The sequence below is a fragment of the Roseibium sp. QJM3NY_11 genome (assembly GCF_056173175.1).
Map to the genome: position 1 here is coordinate 2742322 of NZ_CM149660.1, position 23531 is coordinate 2765852.

Consider the following 23531-nt stretch of genomic DNA (forward strand, 5'->3'; position numbering starts at 1 on the left):
GGCCAATCGGGCGCTTAAGCGCTGAAACATGGGGAGAATTCCGGATGCCACGGCCTTCCGCCACCATCGATCTGGAGCGTCTGAAAACGCTTCTTGCCGGCGTCAACAGCTTCGGATTCGACCCGGCGACAGGTGGCTACAACCGGCCGGGGTTCTCCGGTGCGGACCTTGACTGCCGGGCCTGGTTCTCCGCGCAAATGCAGGGCGATGGCCTCAAAGTGTGGAGCGACGGCGCCCTCAATCTTTTCGGGCGGTTCGGGCCGCCGGACGGACCCTGCATCATGGCCGGATCCCACCTGGACACGGTCGTCAACGGCGGCGCGTTCGATGGTGCGCTCGGGGTCTGTGTCGCGCTGGAATGCGTCCGTGCCATGAAAGACGCCGGTCTTGAACCGGAAACGGCGATCGAGGTGGTCGCGACATCGGAGGAAGAAGGCCGGTTCGGTGGCATGCTGGGATCACAGGCGATCACCGGGGAGGTCACTGCCGGCTGGATCGAGGGTGCCATCGATGCCGACGGCATCCGGCTGAGCGCCGCGATGGCGGCGAGCGGTCTTGAACCCGGTCATATCCTCGATTCGGCGCGGCCTGCCGGTTCCATTGCCGCTTTTCTGGAGCTGCATGTCGAGCAGGGGCCGGTGCTGGAACAGGAAAGGCTGCCCATCGGCATCGCCGAGGAGGTTTCCGGTGTCTGCTATCTGGAACTGACGCTGACCGGCATTGCCAATCATTCCGGAACCACGCCAATGCATCTGCGGTCGGATGCCTTTGCCGGCCTGGCCGAACTCGCCGGGACCGTCCCGGAGCTGATCCTGGAGCACGGCACCGACCAGAGCCGGATCACCATCGGACATGTCGAGCTGAGCCCCAATCAGCCGCATACGATCCCGGGCCGGGCGGTGTTCTCGGTCATCCTGCGCGATACATGCGAAGAGGTCATGCGTGCGCTCAAGTCCGGGTTCGTGGAGCGCGCTGCTGCTGTCGCGGGACGGCACGGGCTGAGCCTGGAGACCACGGAGCGGAGCTGGCTGGCACCCGTCCGGCTCGATGCGGACATAGCCGCACGCCTGTCGGAGTTGGCCGACGCGCACGGATTGCCCGCCAGGCGGATGCCGTCCGGCGCCGGCCACGACGCCCAGACGCTGCAGGGCTTCTGCCCTGCCGGGCTGATTTTCGTGCCGAGCCGTGCGGGCATCAGCCATGCCCCGGAAGAACACAGCGACTGGGAAGACATTGTGCAGGGTGCGAACCTGATGCTGCAGGCGCTGATCGACCTGTCCGGGGCTTCCCGCTGACATCACTCCGGCTTTGGTGATGATCCGGTTCCGAACAGGTGCCGTTTCCGGCAGCAGAGCGTGCCGGTGAGATTCTCCGGCCGTGACCTTTCAAAGGCGGCTGTGCTCGGCTAGGCTTTCCCGGAACAAGTGATTCCTGAAGTGACGGTCATGGTATCTTCACCGATTCTCTTTAGGATCCAGTCACATAGATACAGGTTGTGACACGGGCGAAGACATGGGCGGCGGTGTATCCGTTTCGGTTGCCTCTGGTCTTTCCAGCAAGGGGCGGAATGGACGTGATTGCCGGTTTCTGTTCAATATGGCTTCGCAAAATCGCGCCATCAGTGGCGCTTGTCTTCTCCGGTTTTCTGCTTTCGGGCTGTGCGCTTTCCGATGCGCCGGTGCTTTTCCCCAAGGGGCCGATCGCACTGGCTGAGCGGGATCTCCTGTTCACGGCCTTTGCGATCATGATGATCGTCGCGATTCCGGCCATCGTGCTGACCCTGTTCTTCGCCTGGCGCTACCGAAAGAGAAAGAACGGCGGCGTCTACACACCCGACTGGGACGGGTCCTGGATCGTGGAGACGGTTGTCTGGCTGGTGCCGGGCGCCATCGTTGTCGTGCTCGGCACGCTGGTCTGGACCAGAACCCATGAGTTCGATCCCTACAAGGCGCTGGTCTCCGACAAGCCGGCCTTCAAGGTCCAGGCGGTCGCGCTCGACTGGAAATGGCTGTTTGTCTATCCGGAGCTGGGAACGGCCAGCGTCAATGAACTTGCCTTTCCCGCGGACCGGCCGCTTTCCATCGAAATCACTTCCGACACGGTCATGAATTCGCTGATGATTCCCGCGCTCGGCGGGCAGATCTATGCCATGGCCGGGATGCGCTCGGAGCTCAATCTTCTGGCGGACGGGCCGGGCGTGTTCACGGGACGCAACACCATGTATTCCGGCGACGGCTTTTCCGACCAGCACTTCAAGGCCCATGCGATGAGCGAAAGCGACTTCACGGCCTGGAAGGCAAAGGTCTCCGCATCGCCGGATGTGCTCGACGCGCCGGCCTATCTGGAACTTCACAAGGACAGCACAGCCAATCCGGTGGCTTATTATTCGGCTACGGAAGCGAAGCTGTTCGACATCATCTTGCGCAAATACGCGCCGATCGTCGGTCCTTACGAAAGTGAAGCGGCCGAACTGATCTGCCGGGGGAATTCGTGATGCTGGGACGTCTGACCGTCGATGCCCTGCCGTTTTATTCCTGGGTCGCCATGGGCGGCGCGGGAGTGACTGTCGCCGGCGGGCTCGCCGTCTTCCTGCTGATCACCTATCTGCGTGCCTGGAAGGTGCTGTGGACCGACTGGCTGACCAGCGTCGATCACAAGAAAATCGGCATCATGTACGTGGTGCTCGCCCTGGTGATGCTGGTGCGGGGCTTCGTCGATGCCCTGATGATGCGCGCCCAGCAGGCGATCGCGCTCAACAGTGAAGGCTATCTGCCGCCGGAGCATTTCGAGCAGATCTTCTCCTCCCACGGCACCATCATGATCTTCTTCGTGGCGATGCCGTTCCTGACCGGGCTGATCAACATCATCGTGCCGCAGCAGATCGGGGCCCGCGATGTCGCCTTTCCGTTCCTCAATTCCGTCAGCTTGTGGCTGACAGCGGCAGGGGCCGCCCTGGTGCTGGTCTCGCTGGTGGTCGGCAAGTTCTCCCAGGCCGGCTGGACCGGCTATCCGCCCTATTCGGGGATCGAGTACAGCCCCGGCGTCGGCGTCGACTACTGGCTCTGGGCCTTGATCGTCAGCGGTATCGGCAGCACCCTGGCGGGCATCAATTTCATCGTCACCATCGTCAAGAACCGCTGTCCGGGCATGACCTACATGCGCATGCCGCTGTTCACCTGGACGACGCTGTGCATCTCGGTGCTGATCGCCTTCGCGTTTCCGGGGCTGACGGTGGTCGCCGCCGAACTGACGCTTGACCGGACGCTGGGGTTTCACTTCTTCACCAATGGCGACGGCGGCAACATGATGATGTTCGCCAATCTCCTTTGGATCTGGGGGCACCCGGAAGTCTACATCCTGATCCTGCCGGCCTTCGGTATCTTTTCCGAGGTCGTCGCGACCTTCTCGCGCAAGCGCCTGTTCGGTTATACGTCGCTGGTCTATGCGACGGCGTGCATCGCGCTGCTGTCCTTCACCGTCTGGCTGCACCACTTCTTCACCATGGGCTCCTCGTCCAACGTGAATGCCGTGTTCGGCATTGCCACCATGATCATCGCCGTGCCGACAGGGGTGAAAATCTTCGACTGGCTGTTCACCCTGTACCGCGGCCGGATCGAGTTTCACCCGTCCATGGTGTATACGATCGGCTTCATGGTGACCTTCGTCATCGGCGGCGTGACAGGCGTTCTGCTGGCGTTGCCGCCGGCCGACTACCTGATGCACAATTCCACCTTCCTGGTGGCGCATTTCCACAACATGCTCATCCCCGGCGCCCTTTTCGGCTATTTCGCCGGCCTGAACTACTGGTTCCCGAAGGCCTTCGGCTTCAAGCTGGACGCCAAATGGGGCATCCGCTCGTTCTGGTGCTGGTTCATCGGCTTCTATCTGGCGTTCATGCCGCTCTATGTGCTCGGGTTCATGGGCATGAGCCGGCGCATGGAGCATTACGCCGATCCGAACTGGCAGCCTTACCTTGTCGTCGCGGCGATCGGGGCGCTGTGCGTCCTGGCAGGCATCGCCTGTATCGCCATCCAGCTCTATGTCTCGGCGAAGACCTGGGGGTCGGCCCGCGACATCACCGGCGACCCCTGGAACGGGCGCACGCTGGAGTGGGCGACCTCGTCGCCGGCCGCGCCCTATAATTTCGCCGTCCTGCCGGAGGTTCACGGCCTGGATGCCTTTCATGACATGAAGCTCGCGGGGGAAGCCTACCGGCCGCCGCCGCAGTATGAAGACATCGTCATGCCGAAAAGCACCTGGATCGGCCCGGTCCTCGGCGCGCTCGCCTTCGGCCTGGGGTTCGCCTTCGTCTGGTACATCTGGTGGCTGGTGGCGCTCTGCTTCGTGCTCACACTGGTCTGTGTCGGCATCCGTGCCTGCGACGACGACACCGACTTCGTGCTGCCGGCGGCTGAGGTTGCCCGGATCGAGACCGAACGGCTGGCGCAGATCAGTCCGGCGGACCTTCATGACATGCGTGATTTCCTGCCGCGTGGAGCCGCCTCTGGGGCGCCTCTGCCCGGGACGGTTTAGAAAAGGATCGAGCGATGTCCGTTGCGACCGTTCTGGAAGAAGAAGAGACCAGATCGCTGGAAGCCAGGGAGTTCGGCTTCTGGGTCTATCTGATGACCGATGCGATCATCTTCGCGCTCCTGTTCGCCACCTATGTGGTCCTGTCGAAGAATTCCGCGGCCGGGCCCACCTCGAACGAGCTGTTCGATCTGAGGCACACTGCCGTGGAAACGGCGCTGCTGCTCCTGTCCAGCCTGACCTTCGGCATGGCGACCATCGCGATGACGGCGGGCCGCTCCGGCCGGGTGGTGCTGTGGCTGATCGTGACGCTGGCGCTGGGCCTGGGGTTTCTGGCGATGGAACTGCTGGAATTCCACGGCATGATCGCCAAGGGCGGAGGACCTGAGGTCAGCGGATTCCTGTCCGCGTTCTTCACGCTGGTGGGCACCCATGGCCTGCATGTCGCATTCGGCGCGCTCGGGATCGTCGTGATGACGGGACAGGTGTTGGTCAAGGGCCTGACCCTGCCGGTCCGTTCGCGGCTGATCCGGCTCGGGCTGTTCTGGCACTTTCTCGATATCGTCTGGATCGGGATCTTCTCGGTCATCTATCTGCCGGGCGTGATGTAGGAGCGAGCAACATGAACCATACCGCCGAGCGCAGCGTTACGACCTATCTCACCGGCTTCGTGCTGGCCGTCCTCCTGACCGCGATTCCGTTCGCCGTCGTCTGGGGCGGGCTGGTCACCGGCCCGGAAGTCTACGCGATCATCGCCGCTGCCGCGCTTTTGCAGGTGGTGGTGCACCTGGTGTTCTTCCTGCACCTCAACCTGAAATCGACCCCGGCGGAGAACCTGTTCTTTCTCGGTTTTGCCGCGGTGCTGATCGTCATCATGGTCGGTGGCAGCCTGTGGATCATGACGGATCTCCATCACCGGATGATGTGAGGGAGTGGGCGATAGCCTGAAGGGCGGGGCTTGCTCCATTCAATTGGAATATCGGGAGCCATCTCAACCTGAAAATGTGAAAGATTTTGTACGTTATCGCGGGAAGACTTGTTTTGGAAAACTGCCGACGCGGCAGGGCGCGGTTATCTGGTGGGGGAGCATGGCGTCGGCGGTAGATCTGGTGCAGCGGGTGGTAGCGGCAGTCCACTCGTCAGGCGGTTCCATTCCAGAACGCACATGCGGTTGCCCTCAGCATCTACAACGGTCGGACCGAGCGGCCTCGTCATCACGCCGTTCTTTTTAAGCCATTTCATAAAGGCCGGGTGCATCAGCATGATGAGGCGCTGTGCTCCTGTGTCCACAGCCCACTTTTTCATCGCATTGGCATTTTCGGCCAGAACTGTGCTCCGCTCGTCTTGCGAAAGCGTCGGGTCAACGGTGAAACGCGTCGCTTCCCAGGTATTGTCGTCGCAAGGCGGATCGGTCAGAAGCGTATCCGGAATTTCCGGCAACCTGCCAAGCACGGCGTCGCGGATCATGTAGGAACTCGTGGCGCACGCATAGTTGCAGGGGTTGAGCCTGGAAGCGGCAAGCACGCGATCTCCCTCGATGGTCAGCAGGTAGCGCGTAAGACCGGTATCATACTGGTCCCACTCCAGGTCTTCCGTATGCGGAATGGACCAGCCTTTTTCGTCGACAAAAAGCTGTTTCCGCAACTTCAGGTGCTGAAGCCAAAGGTCGTTGTGAAGATGAATCGTGTTCCACGAAACGTAGACTGTCTTCGCCATGTTGTCTCCAGAGAAAAATCTGAATAATTACACGTACCATCGTCTTATAAATAGAAAGTATTTTCTTTTTCGGTATTTTTTGTAATGAAATAATAAAATAAAACGTATATAAATGTAAATATTAGTTAGAAGATAGAAAATTAACTGTATATTTTGTATTTTTTGTGAAGAAGTATGAATAGTTGTTGATTTTTTACAAAAACAACTTCCTATGCGGGTGTATTGTATTTTTTATCGTTATGGAGGTGCTTGCTGCGGATTGTCCAGTGACAGCAGATGGTATCGGGATTGGCCGTGGCATGACACGTGTGAAGGAGGATGGTCGGGTGGGAATTCCTGGCTTCACGCGGCCTGCGGTCACTGCAGGCATTGCGCCGGCGGCTGGGAAACGCTCGGCACGGACCGGCGGGCTCGATCACATGGCGGTGCAAGACGCCAGTCCACACAGGAGACGGAGCCTAAGACGTGCTCGTCACAGCCGTTGCCGGGCTATCCTTCTTGAAAACCGCCTGTTTTTGGAACGTGCTCCAGTTTCGCGCAGGGATCAGCGCCAATACTCGCCATTTTGCTATCCGTATCTCTTGCGAGGCTTTCTTGCGCTTACCGTCGGTTCTGGAGAAACTGACATCGGCTCACGCTCATTGGTATGGAGTACGCAATGACATCAGGACAGACTTCTGAAGGGCTGCCGTTGAGCAAGAGGTTGAAGGCGGCAACGCAGTCAACTCATGAGCGGCTTGACACCAAGATCATGGCTGCAAGACCATTCGCCGATCTGGCAAATTATGCCCGCTTTCTCCAGGTTCAATTCATTTTGCACCGCGACGTATATGTTCTTTACGAACTGCCGGACGTGTCTCGCCGATTGCAGGGGCTCGATGCATTTTCCCGCTTTCGGGACGTCAAGCAGGACCTCGTGGACCTGGATGTCGAGGTGCCTTCCGACCTGCCTGCAAACAACAAGCAATGGACGATGTCCTTCGCTGAAGCGCTGGGATGGTTGTATGTCATCGAAGGTTCAAAGCTCGGTGCCGCTGTGCTGAGCAAGGCCGCAGTGAAGCTTGGGCTTTGCGACACGTTCGGTGCCCGCCATCTTGCACCGGCGCCTGAAGGCCCCGCCCGCCACTGGCGCCGTTTCACGGACAAACTCGATGCCGCAGACCTCGATGCTGCCCAGTTCCGCGAAGCGTCCACCGGCGCACAGGCAGCTTTTGCACGCGCATCCGATCTGGCGGACAGCATTCTCCCGAAATCCAAGTCCTGCCAGGGTGTTTAGTCCAGGAACTTACCGGATTTTGAAGCAGTACTTTTATCGCTGCGATCGAATGGCGGGCATCAGGTCAGGTCACCGAGGCAACCCGTACGACACGCATTTGTCCCCCATGTCTCCGGGTCAGACATAAGGAAAAATGGTGCCAGCGGCGGGATTCATACCCGCTACCCCGAAATTACAAATCACGTGCTCTACCAGTTGACCTATACTGGTGCCGGGATGGTCTGGGTATATTTGCCGAGGCTTTCCGGTCAGGAGCGATGACTGTGAGCTGCCAGGGGACACGCGGCCTTGTCTCGCCGGCCGGCGGTGTTAGTGCTCTTAAAAAATCGATAAAAAACTTGAAAGAGGATAAATATCGTTTAACCTGAGTGAAAATCTCGGGAGGATTACCATGTTGAAACTGATCAAAACGACGGGCCTCGCCGTCGGCTTCCTCGTCTCGGCGAGTATCGCGCAGGCTGAAGAACTGCGCATCGGCACGGCCAGCCTTGGCGGCGCTTTCTATCCGATGGGGCAGAGCATCGCCAACCTGGTCAACGAACACGCGGGCGGTGACATCACGATGGTTCCGGTTGTCACCGGCGGATCGGTCCAGAACCCCAGGCTGGTCGACAGCGGCGAGGTCGAGATCGCAATCACCAACAACAACCTCGCGGTTCTGGCTGTAAACGGCAAAGGTCCCTACAAGAGTGGCCCTATCGACATCAGCGCCGTCGCTGCGCTGCATCCGAGCGTTCTGCACATGATCGTTCTGGAAGATTCAGACATCAAGACCTTCGAGGACATCAAGGGCAAGCGCGTTGCCGTGGGTCCGGCGGGCGGCGGCACCCTCGGTTTCATGAATTTCCTGTTGCCGCTGCACGACATGTCTCTTGATGACATCGTGCCGAGCTTCCTGTCCTATTCGGATGGCTTCAGCCAGTTGAGCGACGGCAACGTCGATGCGGCTTTCGCCCTGTCCGGCTATCCGGCAGGGGCGGTCATGCAGGCGGCGGCGGGCAGCAAGCTGCGCTTCATTGCCTTCTCCGACGGCATGCTCGACAAGGCGCTTGAAAAGAACGGCGCCTATAACGCGGTCGACATCGCGGCCGATGTCTATGGCACGGAGGCGCCCGGCACGGTGATCGGCGTCAACAACATGCTGATCGCGCCAAACTCCATGCCGGCCGATGTCGTTGAGAAGATCGTCGCTTCGGTCTTCGATCACCTGGACGCTTTCAAGGCCGAAAACGCCAACGCCAAGCAGATCAAGCCGGAACAGTCAAAGACCTTGGCGATCCCTCTGCATGAAGGTGCCGCGCGTTACTTCAACAAATAGGCCGGCTGAAACGGCCATCATTCCTCGCTAAGCGGAACCCGGTCTGCCAGGTTCCGCTTACGGTTTCCTGAGAAAGGTCAGGCCAGGTGCCGGGCAAGCTCGAAAACACTTCATTGATCAGTCGCCACAGCCTCGTTCTGGCGGCGGCATTCGTCTTTGGCCTGTTCCATCTGGCGGCCGTCTCCGGCGTGATCGCGATCTCGACCATGCCCATGCGGCTGGTGCATGTGGCCTTCGCCTTTTCGCTTCTGTTCGCGATGAAACCGCTCACGCCCGGTCTCAAGGGCACGAAGCGCGACCTTGCGGCGACCCTGATCCTGATTGCCGCGATAGTCGGGGCGAGCGTCTGGCTGATCACGCGCTGGAAGGCAATCGCCTTCAGCGGCGGGTTGACCACAGACGGCGATTTCTACGCCGGCGCGATCATTCTCCTTGTTGTGTTCGAAGCCGCGCGGCGCGGTGTCGGCCTCATACTTGCGCTGATCACGCTGGTTTTCTTCTGCTATCCGTTTTTCAGCCCCTATCTGCCGGGTATCCTCAATGGCCGCGGCTACAGCCTTGAGCGCATGGTGCTGTTCCTGACGACGGACACGCAGGGCGTTTACGGCATCCCGATCGGTGTCGCGGCGACCTATATCATCGTGTTCACGATTTTCGGGGCCATGCTGTCCCGCTTCGGGGCGGGGGACTTCTTTTTCGAGATCTCGACGCGGCTCACCAGGGGATTGCGGGCCGCGAGCGCCAAGTCGGCGGTCCTGTTCTCGACCTTGATCGGAATGGTGTCCGGATCGGCGGCCGGCAATGTCGCCGTAACGGGCACCGTGACGATCCCGGTCATGAAACGGGAAGGCTACAAGGCCCACCAGGCCGGCGCGATCGAAGCGGTCGCCTCGACCGGCGGTCAACTAATGCCGCCTGTGATGGGCGCGGCGGCGTTCATCATGGCTGAAATTGTCGGCGTTCCCTATACGACCGTCATGAGCGTGGCCATTCTTCCGGCGCTGCTGTTTTTCGGTTCCGCCTTTGTCGTGGTGCATCTTCAGGCGGTCAAATCCGGCATCGAACCGGTTCAGGACACGCAGCACGATGGCCGGCCGCTCGGCGCGGTCCTGATCCAGGGGGCGCCTTTCATCGGGGCATTCGGCAGCCTGCTCGCGCTGATGCTGGCCGGGTTCTCTCCGTTCAAGGCATCGCTTTGGGCCATGGGCGTGCTGATCGGCCTGGATGTCGTCAGCCGCCGCCGGGTGGATCTTGCGCTTCTCAAACGCATTGCCGGGGGCATCGCGGAAGGCTCGCGCAACGTCGTCACCATTTCGGCGGCCTGTGCCGCCGCCGGAGTGATTTCCGGCACGCTCGGCATCACCGGCCTCGGATCGAAGATCGCACTGCTGATCGATGTGGCTTCCAACGGCCATCTGTTCCTGGCGCTGCTGTTCACGATGATCGCCTCGATCATTCTGGGCATGGGCCTGCCGACGACCGCGGCCTATCTGATCCTGGCGACCGTGGTCGCACCGGCGCTGGTGAAATTCGGCGTGCCCATGCTGACGGCGCATTTTTTCGTTTTCTATTACGGCTGTATCTCGACCATCACGCCGCCGGTTGCGCTGGCGTCCTACGTGGCCGCAGGCATTGCCGGGGCGGACGTCAACAAGGTCGGCTGGACGGCTGCGGCCTATGCCGCAACCAGTTTCGTGCTGCCGTTCGCCTTCGTGTTCGGTCCGGGGCTGCTGCTGCAGGCGGACAGCGTGGCCAACCTGATGGCGGTCGTCACCGGGGTCGCCGGTGTCGGCGCCGTCGCCGCGGGCGTGGTCGGCTGCCTGTTTTCGCCGCTCACGCCGGTCAACAGGCTGATCGTTCTGGCAGCCGGGCTGTGCCTGCTGGTGCAATCCTGGCCGACCGCCGCCATCGGCGGTGTGCTGCTGGCCTGGCAGGTGCTGCAGCATGCGCCCCGCAGACCGTTTTCCCTCAAACACTGACAAAGATGGAACTGACATGACGAGAGAATTCCGGCGCGTCGTAACCGGTCACGACCAGAACGGCGTCGCGATTGTCGAAAGCAACGTCATCGCGAGCCACAAGCTGCAGCGGCCGAGCCGCCCGGGCGTGACCCTGACCAATTTCTGGATCTCGGACGGAACGCCCGCCGAATATGATGGGGCGGTGGAGACCTGCGACGGGCCGTTCATCCTGCATCCGCCGAAAAACGGCAGCGTCTTCCGGGTGGTGGAATTCCTGCCCGAGGATCCGGAAGTGATGGCAACGCTCGACGGCAAGGCCGCGTTCGCGGAGATGGGGGCAGGGGACAATATCGTCGAGAACGCCCGCCATCCGTTCATGCACCGCACTGACAGCGTCGACTATGCCGTTGTTCTGACCGGGGAAATCTACATGCTGCTCGACGAGGACGAGGTCCTTTTGAAAGCCGGCGATACCGTGGTCCAGCGCGGCACCAACCACGCCTGGTCCAACCGCGGCACCGAGCCGTGTTCGATCGTTTTTGTCCTGGTCGACGGCGTCACCACGCGCGATGCGGGTGACGGGGAGCGCAAGGGAATTCCGCAGCGGTGATCAGGAGGCTGATCGGGACGAGCTCTGGCTGGAGAGGCCCTGGCTGGAGTGGCCCGAATGGCCTGGCGGGGCTGACCTCAAACAGGCCAGCCCCGCTGGTTCCTGCGGCAAGCCCGGGAGGGACCGGTCATTCCCGGTTGTTCGGCGTTTTGCGGATTTTCAAACGGTTACGCGGCGCGCGAGATCGGATGGAGCGGATCGGGCACTCTGATTTCAGGCAATCCCGCGCAACAACTGAATGAGTTGTTGCGATTGTGAATCGCCCAGTTTTTCCAGCAGCATGGCGTCCTGATCCTGTATTTCCTGCCGGATCTGAACCATGCGTTTTCTGCCCAGAGCCGTGGGCAGGACGTTGACCTGACGATGATCGTTCCGGGCGACCTGGCGGTGCACCAGTCCGTCGGACACAAGCCGGTCCACCAGTTTGGTCAGCGTCGGCGGGTTCATCAGCACGATTTCCGCAAGTTCGCCCATGGTGAGGCGGTCCCCTGCTTCCAGTGTTTCAAGAATGCGCCAGGCCTCGATCTGGATGCCGTGTTTGCGCAGCCGCGCGTTCAGGGAGGTGCTGACCTTCCTGTGGGCTGCTGCAAGGGCATAAGACAGGTAGTTCTGGATGGGGCTGTTTTTGGGGTCCATGCTCTTCACCGGTGTTTCAGACTGAAATTTAGTTGACTTGGAAAATAAATTCAAATGAAATGTAGACTTCACGTCCATGGAGGCAGGTGCAGCCGGGAACGCAATGCTTTTGAGAATGTCCTCTGTCCCCACCGAGCTGGATGAGCTGCGTGATGATATTCATCTGCGCAGAAGAGCGACCTATCGAATAGCCTTGCTGATCCCCTTGTGCGGCTCGGCCGGACTTTGGGGACCGTCCTGTATCTCCAGTGCTCAGGTTGCGGTCGAGGAACTCAACCGGGCAGGAGGCATTGACGGCCGGAAGGTTCAACTCATCATGATCGATGCTGCGCTCGAAGCGCAGATTCTGATCGAGGAGACCATCAACGACCTGATCGAGACCGACGCGATCGATGCCATCGTCGGGATGCATATCAGCGCGATCCGTCAACGCCTGAGCAAGGTGGTTCGCCAGAGAATTCCCTACATATACACCCCTCTCTACGAGGGCGGGGAAAACACGGCCGGGGTGTTCGCGATCGGTGAGACGCCGCAAGAGCAGCTTGGGCCGTCCATGGAGTTCGTTCAAAATGAATTCCGGCCATCGAGCTGGGCGCTGATCGGCAACAACTATGTCTGGCCGCGAACGTCTCATCTATATGCCAAGGCCAAGCTGAAGGAGATGTCCGCGGGGCTGGCCCACGAGAGCTATGTTCCTTTTGGGGCAAGAGACATGGCCCGCCGTGTGGAGGCGATCGGCACCTCCGGTGCCGAAGCGGTGCTGATTTCCCTTGTTGGCCAGGATGCGATTGCCTTCAACCGGGCCTTCGGGAGTGCCGGGCTGCACAACCGCATGGTTCGCCTTTCCTGTGCCATCGAGGAGAACGGGCTGCTGGCCTGTGGCTCTCGAAACAGCAAACGCATGTTTTCGGCATCGTCCTATTTCGGATCCTTGCCGACGGATGCCAATGCGGCCTTCAAGGAGCTTTACTACAGTCTGCACGGAGATCAGGCTCCCGTCCTGAACGGGCTTGGGCAATCCACCTACGAAGGGGTTCATTTTCTGGCCGGGCTCATCCACGGACACCGGGGAAAGTGGCGTCGGCGCTGTGTCACCGCGGACCTGACCGTGAGGCATCGCAGCGGCCGTCATATCCAGGTTCCAAGCCAGAGCAGCCGGGCGCCGATCTATCTCGCACGTGCAGACGGGTTGAAATTTGAAGTGATAAAACAATTCTAAATCATAAACTTATAATTTTTTAATTTCCAATTCATATTTTTTACTTGAATTGGAAATTAATATCTCCCACGCTTTGCCGACTTTGATTGCACGCAAAAAAAATGTGCGATGCGCTCGACAAGCTAGGGGAGAACGGGCTTGCTCTGGATTATCTCAACGGTGCTACTGGCACTGATCGTCCTGATCGGAATCTGGTTTCTTCAACGCTTCTACGCCAAGGCGTCTCTGGATACGGCTCTGGTCAGAACCGGGTTTGGCGGCCGGCGTGTCGTCATGGACGGCGGGTGCCTGGTATTGCCGTTCCTGCACCGCTTGCAGAAAGTGTCCATGGGCGCGCTGACGGTTTCGATCGAGCGTGAAGGCCGGAATGCCGTTCTGACCCGGGACCAGATGCGGGCCGACATCACCTGCGAATTCGAGTTCCAGGTTGCACCGGATGCCGAAGGTATTGCCACTGCGGCAAAATCCCTTGGACAGCGGATCGCCCGGGGCGGGGAAACCGTCCGGGAGGTCATTTCCGGCGCGTTGGTCCATGCCATTCAAAATGCTGGGGCCGTACGCACCCTGGAAGACATCCATCTGGATCGCAGCGGGTTTTCCGAAGAGTTGGCGGAAGTGGTCGATGCCCAGGTCGGGCTCATGGGGCTCCGGCTCGTTTCCGCCTCCATTGTCTCTCTGGATCAGAGCGATCTCGGCCTGTGGAATGAAAACAACGCCTTCAACGCCCTGGGGATGCGCCGACTGGCCGAGCTTGTTTCCGAGCAGCGGAAGGCGCGCATTCGCATTGAAACCGAAGCGGAAATATCGATAGGCGAAAGCCGGCTGGCACAACATCAGCGGCAACTGGAATTGCAGCGCGAAGAACGTGAAGCCCAGATTTCCCAGCACGAACATCTGGCGAAACTCGAAGCCGATGCCGCCTCACGCGAAGAGGCCGCGCGCAACGATGCAAAGCTCGCGAGCGAAAAGGTCCGGATCGAAAATGACGGCCGGGCAAAGGCAAGCCAGGTCGAGAACGACCAGACACTGAGGTCCACGGAAATGGCAGCGCTTCTGGCGCTGGAAGAAGAGAAAATTGCCAACAGCATTCAGCTCTCCAGAAAACGGGCAGAGGAAGCCGAAGCCAAAGCGGCCGAAGAAGAGGCCCGGGCGCAGGTTCTGCTCGCCGCCGAAAACGTCCAGGTTCAAAAAGACCGCGCGGTTGCCGAACGCGAGCGCGAGATTGCGCGTCTGAAACAGGACAAGGACCTCGAGCTGGAAGCAGCCCGGGTCAAAAGCGACACGGCAACATTGCTGGCCAAAGCCGAGGCGGAGGCGTCTGCGACAGCTAGGACCGCCGAGGCCGGCCGGATTCGCATGGAGGCTGAAGCTGCCGGCATGAGTGCGCTCAATTCCGCGGAAAACACCTTGAGTGAAGCGGTGATCCGGATGCGGCTCGAAGAGCGCAAGCTCGACCGCATGCCTGAAATCATGACGCAGATGATGAAGCCGGTCGAGAAGATCGATTCCATTCGCATCAACCAGATAACCGGCGTCAACGGCGGCGGCTCCGGTGACGGCGCCGACGGCGCCTTCGGCTCAGCCATGGATCAGATCCTCGGAATGGCGGTTCGCCTGCCCGCGATGAAACAGATGGGCGAAGAAATCGGTCTGGATTTTGATGCCAACCTTGCCGGCCGCACGGCCGACTATGCCAACCGCATCCAGCCAAAAACCAAAGAATGATGCCGGGGCGCATTCCACCACGGGACTGAAGGTCCACTCAGGAGGTCTGAAATGACATTGAACAGAAGAAGTCTACTGGCAGCAGCCACAGCTCTTGCCGGATCCTCATTGCTGCCGCGCGGGGCCATGGCCGCCGAGACCATCAAGTTGGGGTCGTTGCTTGATACGTCCGGTATTTTTGACGCCTACGGCAAACCGATGGACATGGCGCTGCGGCTCGTGGTCAATGAAATCAATGAATTCGGCGGCCTTCTTGGCAGACAGGTCAACGTCGTGGCTTACGATACCCAGTCCGACATCGCCCTTTACACCCAGTATGCGCAGCAGCTCGTCCGCAAGGATCAGGTCGACGTGGTGCACGGCGGCATCCTGTCGGCGTCCCGCGAGGCCATTCGGCAAACGCTCCGCAAATCCAAGACGCTGTATTTCTACAACGTGCTCTATGAGGGGGGCGTCTGCGACCGCAACATCTTCATCAACGGTGTCACGCCTGCGCAGCAGGTCGAGGCGCTGGTGCCTTATGCGTTGGAAAAGGCGGGTGGCAAGAAGGTCTACGTTCTCGCCGCCGACTACAACTACGGACACATTACGGCCAAGTGGATCCAGAAATATGTTGCCGAAAACGGCGGCGAAACGGTCGCCGTGGATTTCTTCCCGCTGGATGTGTCCGATTTCGGATCGACAATCGCCAAGATCCAGACAGCAGCACCCGATCTCGTGATCGCGCCGCTGGTCGGCGGGGCTCATCTGTCCTTCTTCCGTCAATGGGCCGCGGCTGGAATGAAAGACCGGATCCCGCTTGCCTCCACCACGCTTGGCGTCGGCAATGAACACAAGGTCCTGACCCCGGAAGAGGGCGATGGAATCATGGTTGCCTACAACTACAGTGAAGAGCTTCGTGGCCGGGCCAATACCCATTTCCAGACAAACTGGGAACGGGCCTATGGCGACACGAGCAGCATTCACGAACTTGCCGTGTCCACCTACCAGGGCGTCATGACCTGGGCTGAAGGCATTCGGGCAGCCGGTTCCCTGGACCGTGATCAGGTGGTCGAGGCTCTCGAGAACGGCGTGACGATCGATGGCCCGGCCGGCAAGGTCACGGTCGATTCCAAATCGCACCATGCCTATCTCGATGTCTACATCATGGAGCTTGAGAACCAGCGCATGAAGGTCATCAAGGGTCTGCCGCAGCGCGCGCCTATCGACACCCAGGCCGTGTGCGATCTGAAGGCGAATCCCAACGACAATCAACAATACGAAATCAAGATCTGACCTCCCGGACTTGACCGGCTGCGACGGCGTGGGCCGTTGCAGCCGATGGGCGGAACGCGCTTGCGTTCCAAGGGTAACTATTGCCGTGGGGCACCTGGGATGGATCTCTTCTTCGTAATCCTGCTGGAAATTCTCTACGCCATCGGGTCTCTCATCCTCATCAGCGCCGGACTTGCAGTGGTCTTCGGCATGATGAAGGTGATCAACCTTGCCCATGGCGAATTCATGATGATGGGCGGATATGCGACCATCACCGCCGTGGACCTGGGCGTGAACATCTTCATCGCCATGCTGGTCGTTGCCCCCCTCATCGTGGGGATGATCGGACTGGTCGTTGAACGGCTGGTGATCCGCCGGCTCTACGGCCGGCTTGTCGATACCATGCTGGCAACCTGGGGATTGAGCCTGTTCTTCATCGGTCTGGCGACGATGATCTTCGGCAATACCACGACCGGTATCTCCACACCGATCCCCGGGTTCTCGGTCGGAAACTATCAGATCGGCGGCTACAATTTTTTCATCATCGCCGTCGCGTTTCTTCTGCTTCTGGCCGTCTTCCTGATCCTGAAAACAACCCGGGCCGGGCTGATCGCCAGGGGCGCGATGCAGCGCGCCGACATGGCCGCAGCTCTCGGATACAGCCCTGAGCGCATCTACATGGCGACGTTCTTCTGCGGATCGGCGCTTTCAGGACTTGCCGGCGCCGTTCTGGCGCCTCTGGTCGGTCTGGTGCCAACCTCCGGCGGCGCCTATATCGCCAAGGCCTTCATCACGGTCATTGCCGGCGGACCATCCCTGATCGCGGGCCTGCTCACCAGTGCCGGCTTCTTCGGCGCGGTCAACCAGGTGTTCACCTTTGCAGTGTCGCCCGTGTTCGGCGAGGTCGCCCTCCTGGTCTCCGCCGTGGTGCTGCTGCGCCTGATCCCGCAGGGCATCACAAGCAAATTCTTCCGGGGCAAATTCTGATGAACGGCAGTTTCCAGAAAGACATCGTCGCGACGGTGATCGCAACGGCGCTGCTCATATGGCTGATGCCGGTCTTCATCAGCACATTCACGCTCACGGTGTTGGTCATCTATGGAATGCTGGGCCTCAGCCTCGGCCTGATCTGGGGTTTCGGTGGATTCCTGTGCTTTGGTCAGGCCGCGTTTTTCGGGCTTGGCGCCTATACCTATGCCATTGCGGCCATCAACATCGGCGAGAGCACTCTGCCGATGCTGCTGGCGGTCGCGGTGCCCGCGGTCTTTGCGGCGTTGCTCGGTGCGATGATGTTCTACGGCCGCCTGAACGATGTGTATCTGGGGGTGATCACGCTGGTCGTTACCCTCATTCTCTTCAAGTTCATCAACTCGACCGCCGGGCCTCAATACACCATCGGAAACGCGCGTCTGGGCGGCTTCAACGGCATCCCCGGTTTCCAGACCCTGAATGTTCCGGGCAGACCGGACGCCTACATCTGGGGGGATGCCTATTTCCATGTGTGTGCCGTTGCGCTTGCCGGGGTCTTTCTTCTGGTCTCGGCGCTGTTGCGATCGAGTTTCGGGCGCATCGCCGTCGGCATCCGGGAAAACGAAACCCGCATGTCCTTGATGGGATATGACGTGCGGGCCCGAAAGACGGTCCTGTTCACGGCCGGGGCCGCGATTGCGGGTTTGGCCGGGGCGCTTTTTGCCAACTGGGGCGAGATCGTCACTCCGAACCTCTTCTCGCTCGGCCAGTCCGCGGAAATCATCATCTGGTGCATCGTCGGAGGTCTGGGGACACGGTTCGGTCCGATCCTCGGGGCTGCCGGACTTGCTTATCTGAAGTTTCTGCTCGGTCAGCAAAGCATGATCGACAACACGCTGATCATGGGCCTCATCCTCGTTCTGTTCGTGCTTTTCCTGCCGCGCGGGGCGGTGCCGACACTTGTGGATCTCTTCAGTAGCGTGCCCTGGCGCCGGCGGTCCGGGCGGACCATCCGCGCCCGGCATACGCGCCGGAGGGAGGTCTGATATGGCTGAAATCGTCCTGGAGACCACGGGCCTGACAATGCGTTTCGGCGGCGTTGTGGCGGCCAACAACGTCGATTTCAAGCTCAGGGCACGTGAGTTGAGATGTCTGATCGGTCCCAACGGCGCCGGCAAATCCACGTTTTTCAAATGCGTCACAGGTCTTCAGACGCCGAGCGAAGGGCATGTCTACATGCGCGGCGAGGAGACCACGCAGTGGTTGCCGCACGAGATCGCCTCGCTCGGTGTCGGGATCAAGACGCAAACCCCGAATGTCCTCGATGCCCTGAGTGTCTTCGAGAACATCTGGCTGGCGGCCCGCCGCTTTCATCCAAAGGGCGAGGCCAACCGGAAAACGCAGGAAATCATCGAGCGCCTTTCGCTCAACGCCATCGCGCGAACCGAACTGGGACGTCTCGCGCATGGGGAACGCCAGGGCGTTGAACTGGGGCTCGTTGCCGTCGGCGAGCCCTGGCTGGTGCTGCTTGACGAGCCCGCCGCCGGGATGAGCGCCGAGGATGTCGAGCGCATGACCGGGATCATTCACGAGGTCAACAAGACAGCGGCCATCGTCATTGTCGAACACGACATGCAGTTCATTCGCTCGATTGCCCGGGACGTGACGGTTTTCCATCAGGGGGCGGTGCTGATGGAGGACCATGTCGACAAGGTGATGTCCGACCCGACCGTGCGCAACGTATATCTTGGAAGGAAGGCCTGACATGACAGGCGATGTCTCGGCAATTCTGGACGTCAAGGCGCTCTCCGGCGGATACGGGCGTGTTCCCATCCTCCACGGGATCGGGTTTTCCGTCGCTGAAAACGAGGTCGTCGGCATTCTCGGCCACAATGGCATGGGCAAGACGACCCTCCTGAAAACCCTGATGGGCTTTCTGGCCCCGGCGTCGGGCACGGTCAGGTTTCATGGAACCGACGTGACCCGGATGCCCCCCAACCAGCGGGCCGGACTGGGTATTGGCTACGTTCCGCAAGGGCGCGGGATTTTCCCGCAGCTTTCGGTTCGCGACAATCTGAGATTTGCCTGGCACGCGTATTCCGGCGGACCGGAAGAGGACGTTCTCGACAAGGTTCTGGAGGATTTTCCACGGCTGCACCGGTTGCTGGACCGGGATGGCGGAGCGCTTTCGGGTGGAGAGCAGCAACTGTTGTCCCTTGCACGGTGCCTGATGGGCGATCCGGATTTCCTGCTTCTCGACGAGCCGACGGAGGGCATTCAGCCGTCGATCATCGAAGAGATGGCTGAAACACTGCTGCAGCTCAAGAAGACCCGGGGTCTGTCGATCCTTCTGGTGGAGCAGAATTTCGACTTCATCGCCGATCTGTCCGACAGGGTTCTCGTGCTGGAGCGCGGCCGCATCACGGGAAAGCTGAACAGGCACGAACTCTCCGATCAGGCCAAGGTGAACCAGTTTCTCGGGTTGGGCGCAGCGCGCGCGACCCGGGGACCAGGGGAGAGGGTATCCCGCCACTCCACAGATCCCGGACCGATCCGAAGCCCGGAGGCGGTCGCCTCCGCTTCGATCGCCCACCCGCATTCCCCGCCACAAGACATCCGGCCTTCCACGGTGACAGCAATGACAGTCAAACGTCCGACCCTTGCGCAAATGCGCGAGATGGCAAACCGCTTCGGCATGAGCCTTTCCGATGCGGAATTGCAGGAATATTCGCAAATCATCGAGCCTTACATGCAGGCCTATGACCGGCTGGACGCAATGCCGGACAATCTGCCGGAAGTCCGCTATCCGCGCAGTCCCGGACATTTCCCGGCCCCTTCGGAAAATCCGCTGAACGCCTGGTATGTGAAGACCGAGGTGCGCGGCGCGCCCGATGGACCCTTGCGCGGCAAGCGGATCGCCCTCAAGGACACCATCTGCCTCGCCGGTGTCCCGATGATGAACGGGTCGTCGATCATGGAAGGGTACACGCCCGAAATCGACGCGACCATCGTCACAAGGCTCCTGGACGCAGGTGCGGTCATCGCCGGAAAGGCGCATTGCGAGAACTTCTGCCTGTCCGGCGGCTCGCATACCAACGCGAAGGGGCCAGTCCACAATCCCTGGAAACACGGGTATATGGCCGGCGGGTCGTCGAGCGGGTCCGCCGTTCTGGTCGCAACCGGCGAAGTCGACATGGCCATTGCCGGGGACCAGGGCGGATCGATCCGCCTGCCGGCATCGTGCTGTGGTGTCTATGGCATGAAGGCCACGCACGGGCTGGTGCCCTATACCGGCGCGATGCCGATCGAACAGACGATCGATCATCTGGGGCCGGTCACCAGGACTGTTGCCGACAACGCGCTTCTGCTGGAAGTGCTGGCGGGTGAAGACGGGCTGGACCCGCGCCAGTACAAGCCCAGGACCTACCGCTATACCGAGGCTCTGGGCCGGGGCGCGCAGGGGCTGCGGATCGGCGTCTTGAAGGAAGGCTTTGCACATCCCAACAGCGAAAGCGACGTTGACCAGAAAGTTCTGCAGGCAGCGGAAAGGTTCCGCGAACTGGGCGCGCGGGTCGAAGACGTGTCCATTCCGGAGCATCACATGGCGATGGACGCCTGGACGGCGATCACGCTTGAGGGCCTGCAGGACGGCATGATGTGGGGGCATTCCACGGGCAGCAATTACCGCGGCCTGTTTCTGCCGTCGATGACCGATCACATGGCGCAATGGCGCAACCGGGCGGACGAACTCAGCCATTCACTGAAGGCCTGCATGTTCGTCGGCGAACACTTCCAGACCCAGTACCGGGGCCGGTTCTACGGCAAGGGGCAAAACCTCATGCGCAGGGCCAACGAACGCTATCTGGCGGCGCTGCAGAATTTTGATGTCCTGCTGATGCCGACCATGCCGGTCAAGCCGCAGGAAATTCCGCCTGCGGACTGTTCCATCAGTCTCTATGTCCAGCGTGCCTTCGAAATGGTCGCCAACACCGCGCCCTTCAATGGCGGATTGCCGGCCATGAGCCTGCCTTGCGGACTGATCGAGGGATTGCCGATCGGCATGATGCTGGTCGGACCGCATTACGGTGAAATGAAAATCTATCAGGCCGCCCACGCGTTTGAACAAAGCGGCGACTGGCGCACCGGTTGAAGGAGACGATCATGTCGATCTTGAATGAAAGCCTCGCAGACCGGATCGTCGGCTGGGACACGAGTTCTGGCGCGGGCGCCGACACAACGGCTCCGGCGGATGGGGTTTCCTATGTGAGAGGCGCTTTCGATCCGCCGCTGGCCTATATCACCATCCCCAGGTTGCTGCGCGAGGCGGTGTCCCGGTTCGGACCCCGCGAGGCGGCGGTGTTCAGCGAACAGAATATCCGGATGAGCTATTATGATCTTGACCGGGCCGTTGACGAACTGGCAACGGGATTGCTTGCGCTCGGACTGGAAAAGGGCGATCGGGTCGGGATCTGGTCGCCCAACAGGTTCGAGTGGGTGCTGACCCAGTTTGCGACCGCGCGGGTCGGCCTCATCCTGGTCAACATCAACCCGGCCTACCGTCTGGCCGAGCTGGACTATGCGCTCAACAAGGTGGGCTGCAAGGCCCTGATCGCAGCCAGATCCTTCAAGTCTTCAGACTATGCGGGGATGATCACGTCTCTGGCTCCCGAGCTTGACCGGTGTCAGCCGGGCCGCCTGCGCGCAGCCAGACTGCCGCACCTGCGCAGCGTCGTTCTGATGGATGATGCCGGCCTGGCGGGAACGTATTCCTTCGATGAACTCAGGACGCTCGGCGGCCCGGCGCAACAACTGCGCCTGCCCGACATCGACAAGACGCTCAGCCCTGATGATGCGGTCAACATCCAGTTCACATCCGGCACCACCGGGCAGCCCAAGGGGGCGACACTCTCGCACTACAACATCGTCAACAATGCGCGGTTCGTGACCGACAGGATACAGCTCACGGAAACCGACCGGCTGGCCATTCCGGTGCCGCTCTATCATTGTTTCGGAATGGTCATGGGCGTGCTGGGGGCCGTCAGCAAGGGCGCGGCCATGGTGTTTCCCGGCGAAGCGTTTCAGCCCGACAGGGTGCTTGATGTGCTGGCGAGGGAAAGCTGCACGGCGCTCTATGGGGTGCCGACAATGTTTGTCGCCATGCTGGAAGCACTGGAAAAGGCGCCGCGCGATCTCTCCAGCCTGCGCACCGGCATCATGGCCGGAGCACCGTGCCCGGTCGAGATCATGCAGCGGGTCAATTCGGACATGAACATGGGCGATGTCACCATCTGCTACGGCATGACCGAGACCTCGCCGGTGTCCTTTCAAAGCTTTGTCGACGATCCGACTGAAAAGCGCTGCGAGACGATCGGCCGTGTCCATCCCCATCTCGAGGTCAAGGTTATCGGTGCCGATGGCCAGATTGTTCCCGTGGGAGAGACGGGCGAATTGTGCACGCGCGGCTATTCGGTGATGAAGGGCTATTGGGACGATGCAGAGAAGACGGCGGACAGCATTCAGGACGGCTGGATGCGGACGGGCGATCTCGCGGTGCTGGATGCGGACGGCTTCTGCTCGATTGTCGGACGGGCCAAGAACATGATCATTCGCGGCGGCGAGAACATCTATCCGCGTGAAATCGAAGAATACCTCATGCGTCATCCCAAGATCAGCAATGTTCAGGTGTTTGGGATTCCGGATGAAAAATCCGGCGAGGAGATCTGTGCCTGGGCGATCCCCAAGCCGGGGATGGGCATTTCCGCGGAAGAGCTGAGGGACTTCTGCAATGGCCAGATTGCGCATTTCAAGGTGCCCAGACACGTGAGGATCGTCGAAGATCTGCCGATGACCATCACCGGGAAGCCGCAGAAATTCGTGATGCGCGACCAGATGATCGAGCTTCTTTCAGGCACATAGCATCGCCGGCATCAGACCCGCATGTGTGTTGGGCCAAGCATAATACGTTGCGTCCGATATCCCCGACTCACGGCAGATCTCCGCAACCGGAACGCCATCGTCGCCCTGCTTCAGAATGAACGCCTTCTGCGCGTCCGAAAACTTCGATGCCTTCATCAATTCCGCTCCTTCCCAGCCAGGAAAATCGTCGCGGAAAACTCTAACTCAAATCGAGGGCATTTAGCGGGAGCACGTCACTCGGACTGGATGATGGGCTGGCCTATCGGGTGGAGCGATCCAGGGCAGCCGGTAACGGGGTTGTGCCGCTGGTCGCAGCTTATGCGTGGCGAACTCTCAGGGAGGCTTTCGGGAGTTGATTGCACGGCATCGCAAGCCTAGGGTGTCAGGATAGTTTTTTCTAT

At 60.4% G+C, this 23531-nt stretch carries 19 protein-coding genes and 1 pseudogene; 17 read left to right on the forward strand and 3 right to left on the reverse strand.

Annotation, left to right across the window (positions count from 1 at the left end; genetic code table 11):
* Window positions 1-44: 44 nt before the first annotated feature.
* The 5 genes from AC0VX3_RS12670 (at window position 45) to cyoD (ending at window position 5458) form a co-directional block, all read left to right on the forward strand.
* Window positions 45-1295, forward strand: coding sequence for an allantoate amidohydrolase (locus AC0VX3_RS12670; RefSeq protein ID WP_475525007.1), 1251 nt, complete (start codon window positions 45-47; stop codon window positions 1293-1295).
* A 326-nt stretch (window positions 1296-1621) separates the two neighbouring features.
* Entirely contained in the window at window positions 1622-2494 is an 873-nt protein-coding gene (gene cyoA, locus AC0VX3_RS12675) for a ubiquinol oxidase subunit II (protein ID WP_475525008.1), read from the forward strand.
* Window positions 2494-4533 carry a cbb3-type cytochrome c oxidase subunit I gene (locus AC0VX3_RS12680; RefSeq protein ID WP_475525009.1) on the forward strand — a complete coding sequence of 680 codons (2040 nt, stop codon included), beginning with the start codon at window positions 2494-2496 and terminating at the stop codon, window positions 4531-4533. The genes cyoA and AC0VX3_RS12680 overlap by 1 nt, the downstream gene beginning before the upstream one ends.
* Before the next feature lie 14 nt (window positions 4534-4547).
* Entirely contained in the window at window positions 4548-5141 is a 594-nt protein-coding gene (gene cyoC, locus AC0VX3_RS12685; protein WP_475525010.1) for a cytochrome o ubiquinol oxidase subunit III, read from the forward strand.
* 11 nt (window positions 5142-5152) lie between these two features.
* The gene (gene cyoD / locus AC0VX3_RS12690) at window positions 5153-5458 is read left to right on the forward strand and encodes a cytochrome o ubiquinol oxidase subunit IV (protein ID WP_475525011.1); all 306 of its coding nucleotides are present in this window, start codon (window positions 5153-5155) and stop codon (window positions 5456-5458) included.
* A 143-nt stretch (window positions 5459-5601) separates the two neighbouring features.
* On the opposite strand, the gene AC0VX3_RS12695 is transcribed toward cyoD, so the two are convergent.
* Window positions 5602-6246: an acyl-homoserine-lactone synthase gene (locus tag AC0VX3_RS12695; protein ID WP_475525012.1), complete on the reverse strand. Its 645-nt coding sequence runs from the start codon at window positions 6244-6246 to the stop codon at window positions 5602-5604.
* 658 nt (window positions 6247-6904) lie between these two features.
* Between AC0VX3_RS12695 and AC0VX3_RS12700 the strand changes: the two genes are divergently transcribed.
* From AC0VX3_RS12700 to AC0VX3_RS12715, 4 genes are all read left to right on the forward strand, one after another.
* On the forward strand, window positions 6905-7522 hold the full coding sequence (locus AC0VX3_RS12700) for a biliverdin-producing heme oxygenase (RefSeq protein WP_475525013.1): 618 nt from the start codon (window positions 6905-6907) through the stop codon (window positions 7520-7522).
* A 391-nt stretch (window positions 7523-7913) separates the two neighbouring features.
* Window positions 7914-8840: a TAXI family TRAP transporter solute-binding subunit gene (locus tag AC0VX3_RS12705; protein WP_475525014.1), complete on the forward strand. Its 927-nt coding sequence runs from the start codon at window positions 7914-7916 to the stop codon at window positions 8838-8840.
* Between the two features lie 113 nt (window positions 8841-8953).
* Window positions 8954-10819, forward strand: a complete 1866-nt coding sequence (locus AC0VX3_RS12710) for a TRAP transporter permease (protein WP_475525015.1) — start codon at window positions 8954-8956, stop codon at window positions 10817-10819.
* A 16-nt stretch (window positions 10820-10835) separates the two neighbouring features.
* Window positions 10836-11411: a cupin domain-containing protein gene (locus tag AC0VX3_RS12715; protein ID WP_475525016.1), complete on the forward strand. Its 576-nt coding sequence runs from the start codon at window positions 10836-10838 to the stop codon at window positions 11409-11411.
* Window positions 11412-11624: 213 nt separating this feature from the next.
* Here AC0VX3_RS12715 and AC0VX3_RS12720 read toward each other — a convergent pair whose 3' ends face one another.
* Window positions 11625-12047 carry a MarR family winged helix-turn-helix transcriptional regulator gene (locus AC0VX3_RS12720; RefSeq protein ID WP_475525017.1) on the reverse strand — a complete coding sequence of 141 codons (423 nt, stop codon included), beginning with the start codon at window positions 12045-12047 and terminating at the stop codon, window positions 11625-11627.
* 115 nt (window positions 12048-12162) lie between these two features.
* Here AC0VX3_RS12720 and AC0VX3_RS12725 point away from each other — a divergent pair, with 115 nt between their 5' ends.
* The 8 genes from AC0VX3_RS12725 to AC0VX3_RS12760 all read left to right on the forward strand — a co-directional run bounded on the left by AC0VX3_RS12725 (window position 12163) and on the right by AC0VX3_RS12760 (window position 23130).
* Window positions 12163-13266, forward strand: a complete 1104-nt coding sequence (locus AC0VX3_RS12725) for a substrate-binding domain-containing protein (RefSeq protein ID WP_475525018.1) — start codon at window positions 12163-12165, stop codon at window positions 13264-13266.
* 138 nt (window positions 13267-13404) lie between these two features.
* Window positions 13405-14991, forward strand: a complete 1587-nt coding sequence (locus tag AC0VX3_RS12730) for a flotillin family protein (RefSeq protein WP_475525019.1) — start codon at window positions 13405-13407, stop codon at window positions 14989-14991.
* A 51-nt stretch (window positions 14992-15042) separates the two neighbouring features.
* On the forward strand, window positions 15043-16266 hold the full coding sequence (locus AC0VX3_RS12735; protein ID WP_475525020.1) for an urea ABC transporter substrate-binding protein: 1224 nt from the start codon (window positions 15043-15045) through the stop codon (window positions 16264-16266).
* Between the two features lie 99 nt (window positions 16267-16365).
* The gene (locus AC0VX3_RS12740) at window positions 16366-17232 is read left to right on the forward strand and encodes an ABC transporter permease subunit (protein WP_475525021.1); all 867 of its coding nucleotides are present in this window, start codon (window positions 16366-16368) and stop codon (window positions 17230-17232) included.
* Window positions 17232-18260 (forward strand): branched-chain amino acid ABC transporter permease, encoded by a 1029-nt coding sequence (locus tag AC0VX3_RS12745; protein WP_475525022.1) that lies wholly within the window; start codon window positions 17232-17234, stop codon window positions 18258-18260. Before AC0VX3_RS12740 ends, AC0VX3_RS12745 begins: the two co-directional genes overlap by 1 nt.
* A gap of 1 nt (window position 18261) precedes the next feature.
* Window positions 18262-18978, forward strand: a complete 717-nt coding sequence (locus tag AC0VX3_RS12750; RefSeq protein ID WP_475525023.1) for an ATP-binding cassette domain-containing protein — start codon at window positions 18262-18264, stop codon at window positions 18976-18978.
* 1 nt (window position 18979) lies between these two features.
* Complete coding sequence (locus AC0VX3_RS12755) at window positions 18980-21364, forward strand: amidase (RefSeq protein ID WP_475525024.1); 2385 nt, start codon at window positions 18980-18982, stop codon at window positions 21362-21364.
* Between the two features lie 11 nt (window positions 21365-21375).
* A complete protein-coding gene (locus tag AC0VX3_RS12760) occupies window positions 21376-23130 on the forward strand; it encodes an AMP-binding protein (RefSeq protein ID WP_475525025.1) in 1755 nt (584 codons plus the stop codon).
* 6 nt (window positions 23131-23136) lie between these two features.
* On the opposite strand, the pseudogene AC0VX3_RS12765 reads toward AC0VX3_RS12760, so the two are convergent.
* Window positions 23137-23286 (reverse strand): annotated as a pseudogene (locus AC0VX3_RS12765) (transposase); the annotation flags it as partial.
* Window positions 23287-23531 lie beyond the last annotated feature (245 nt).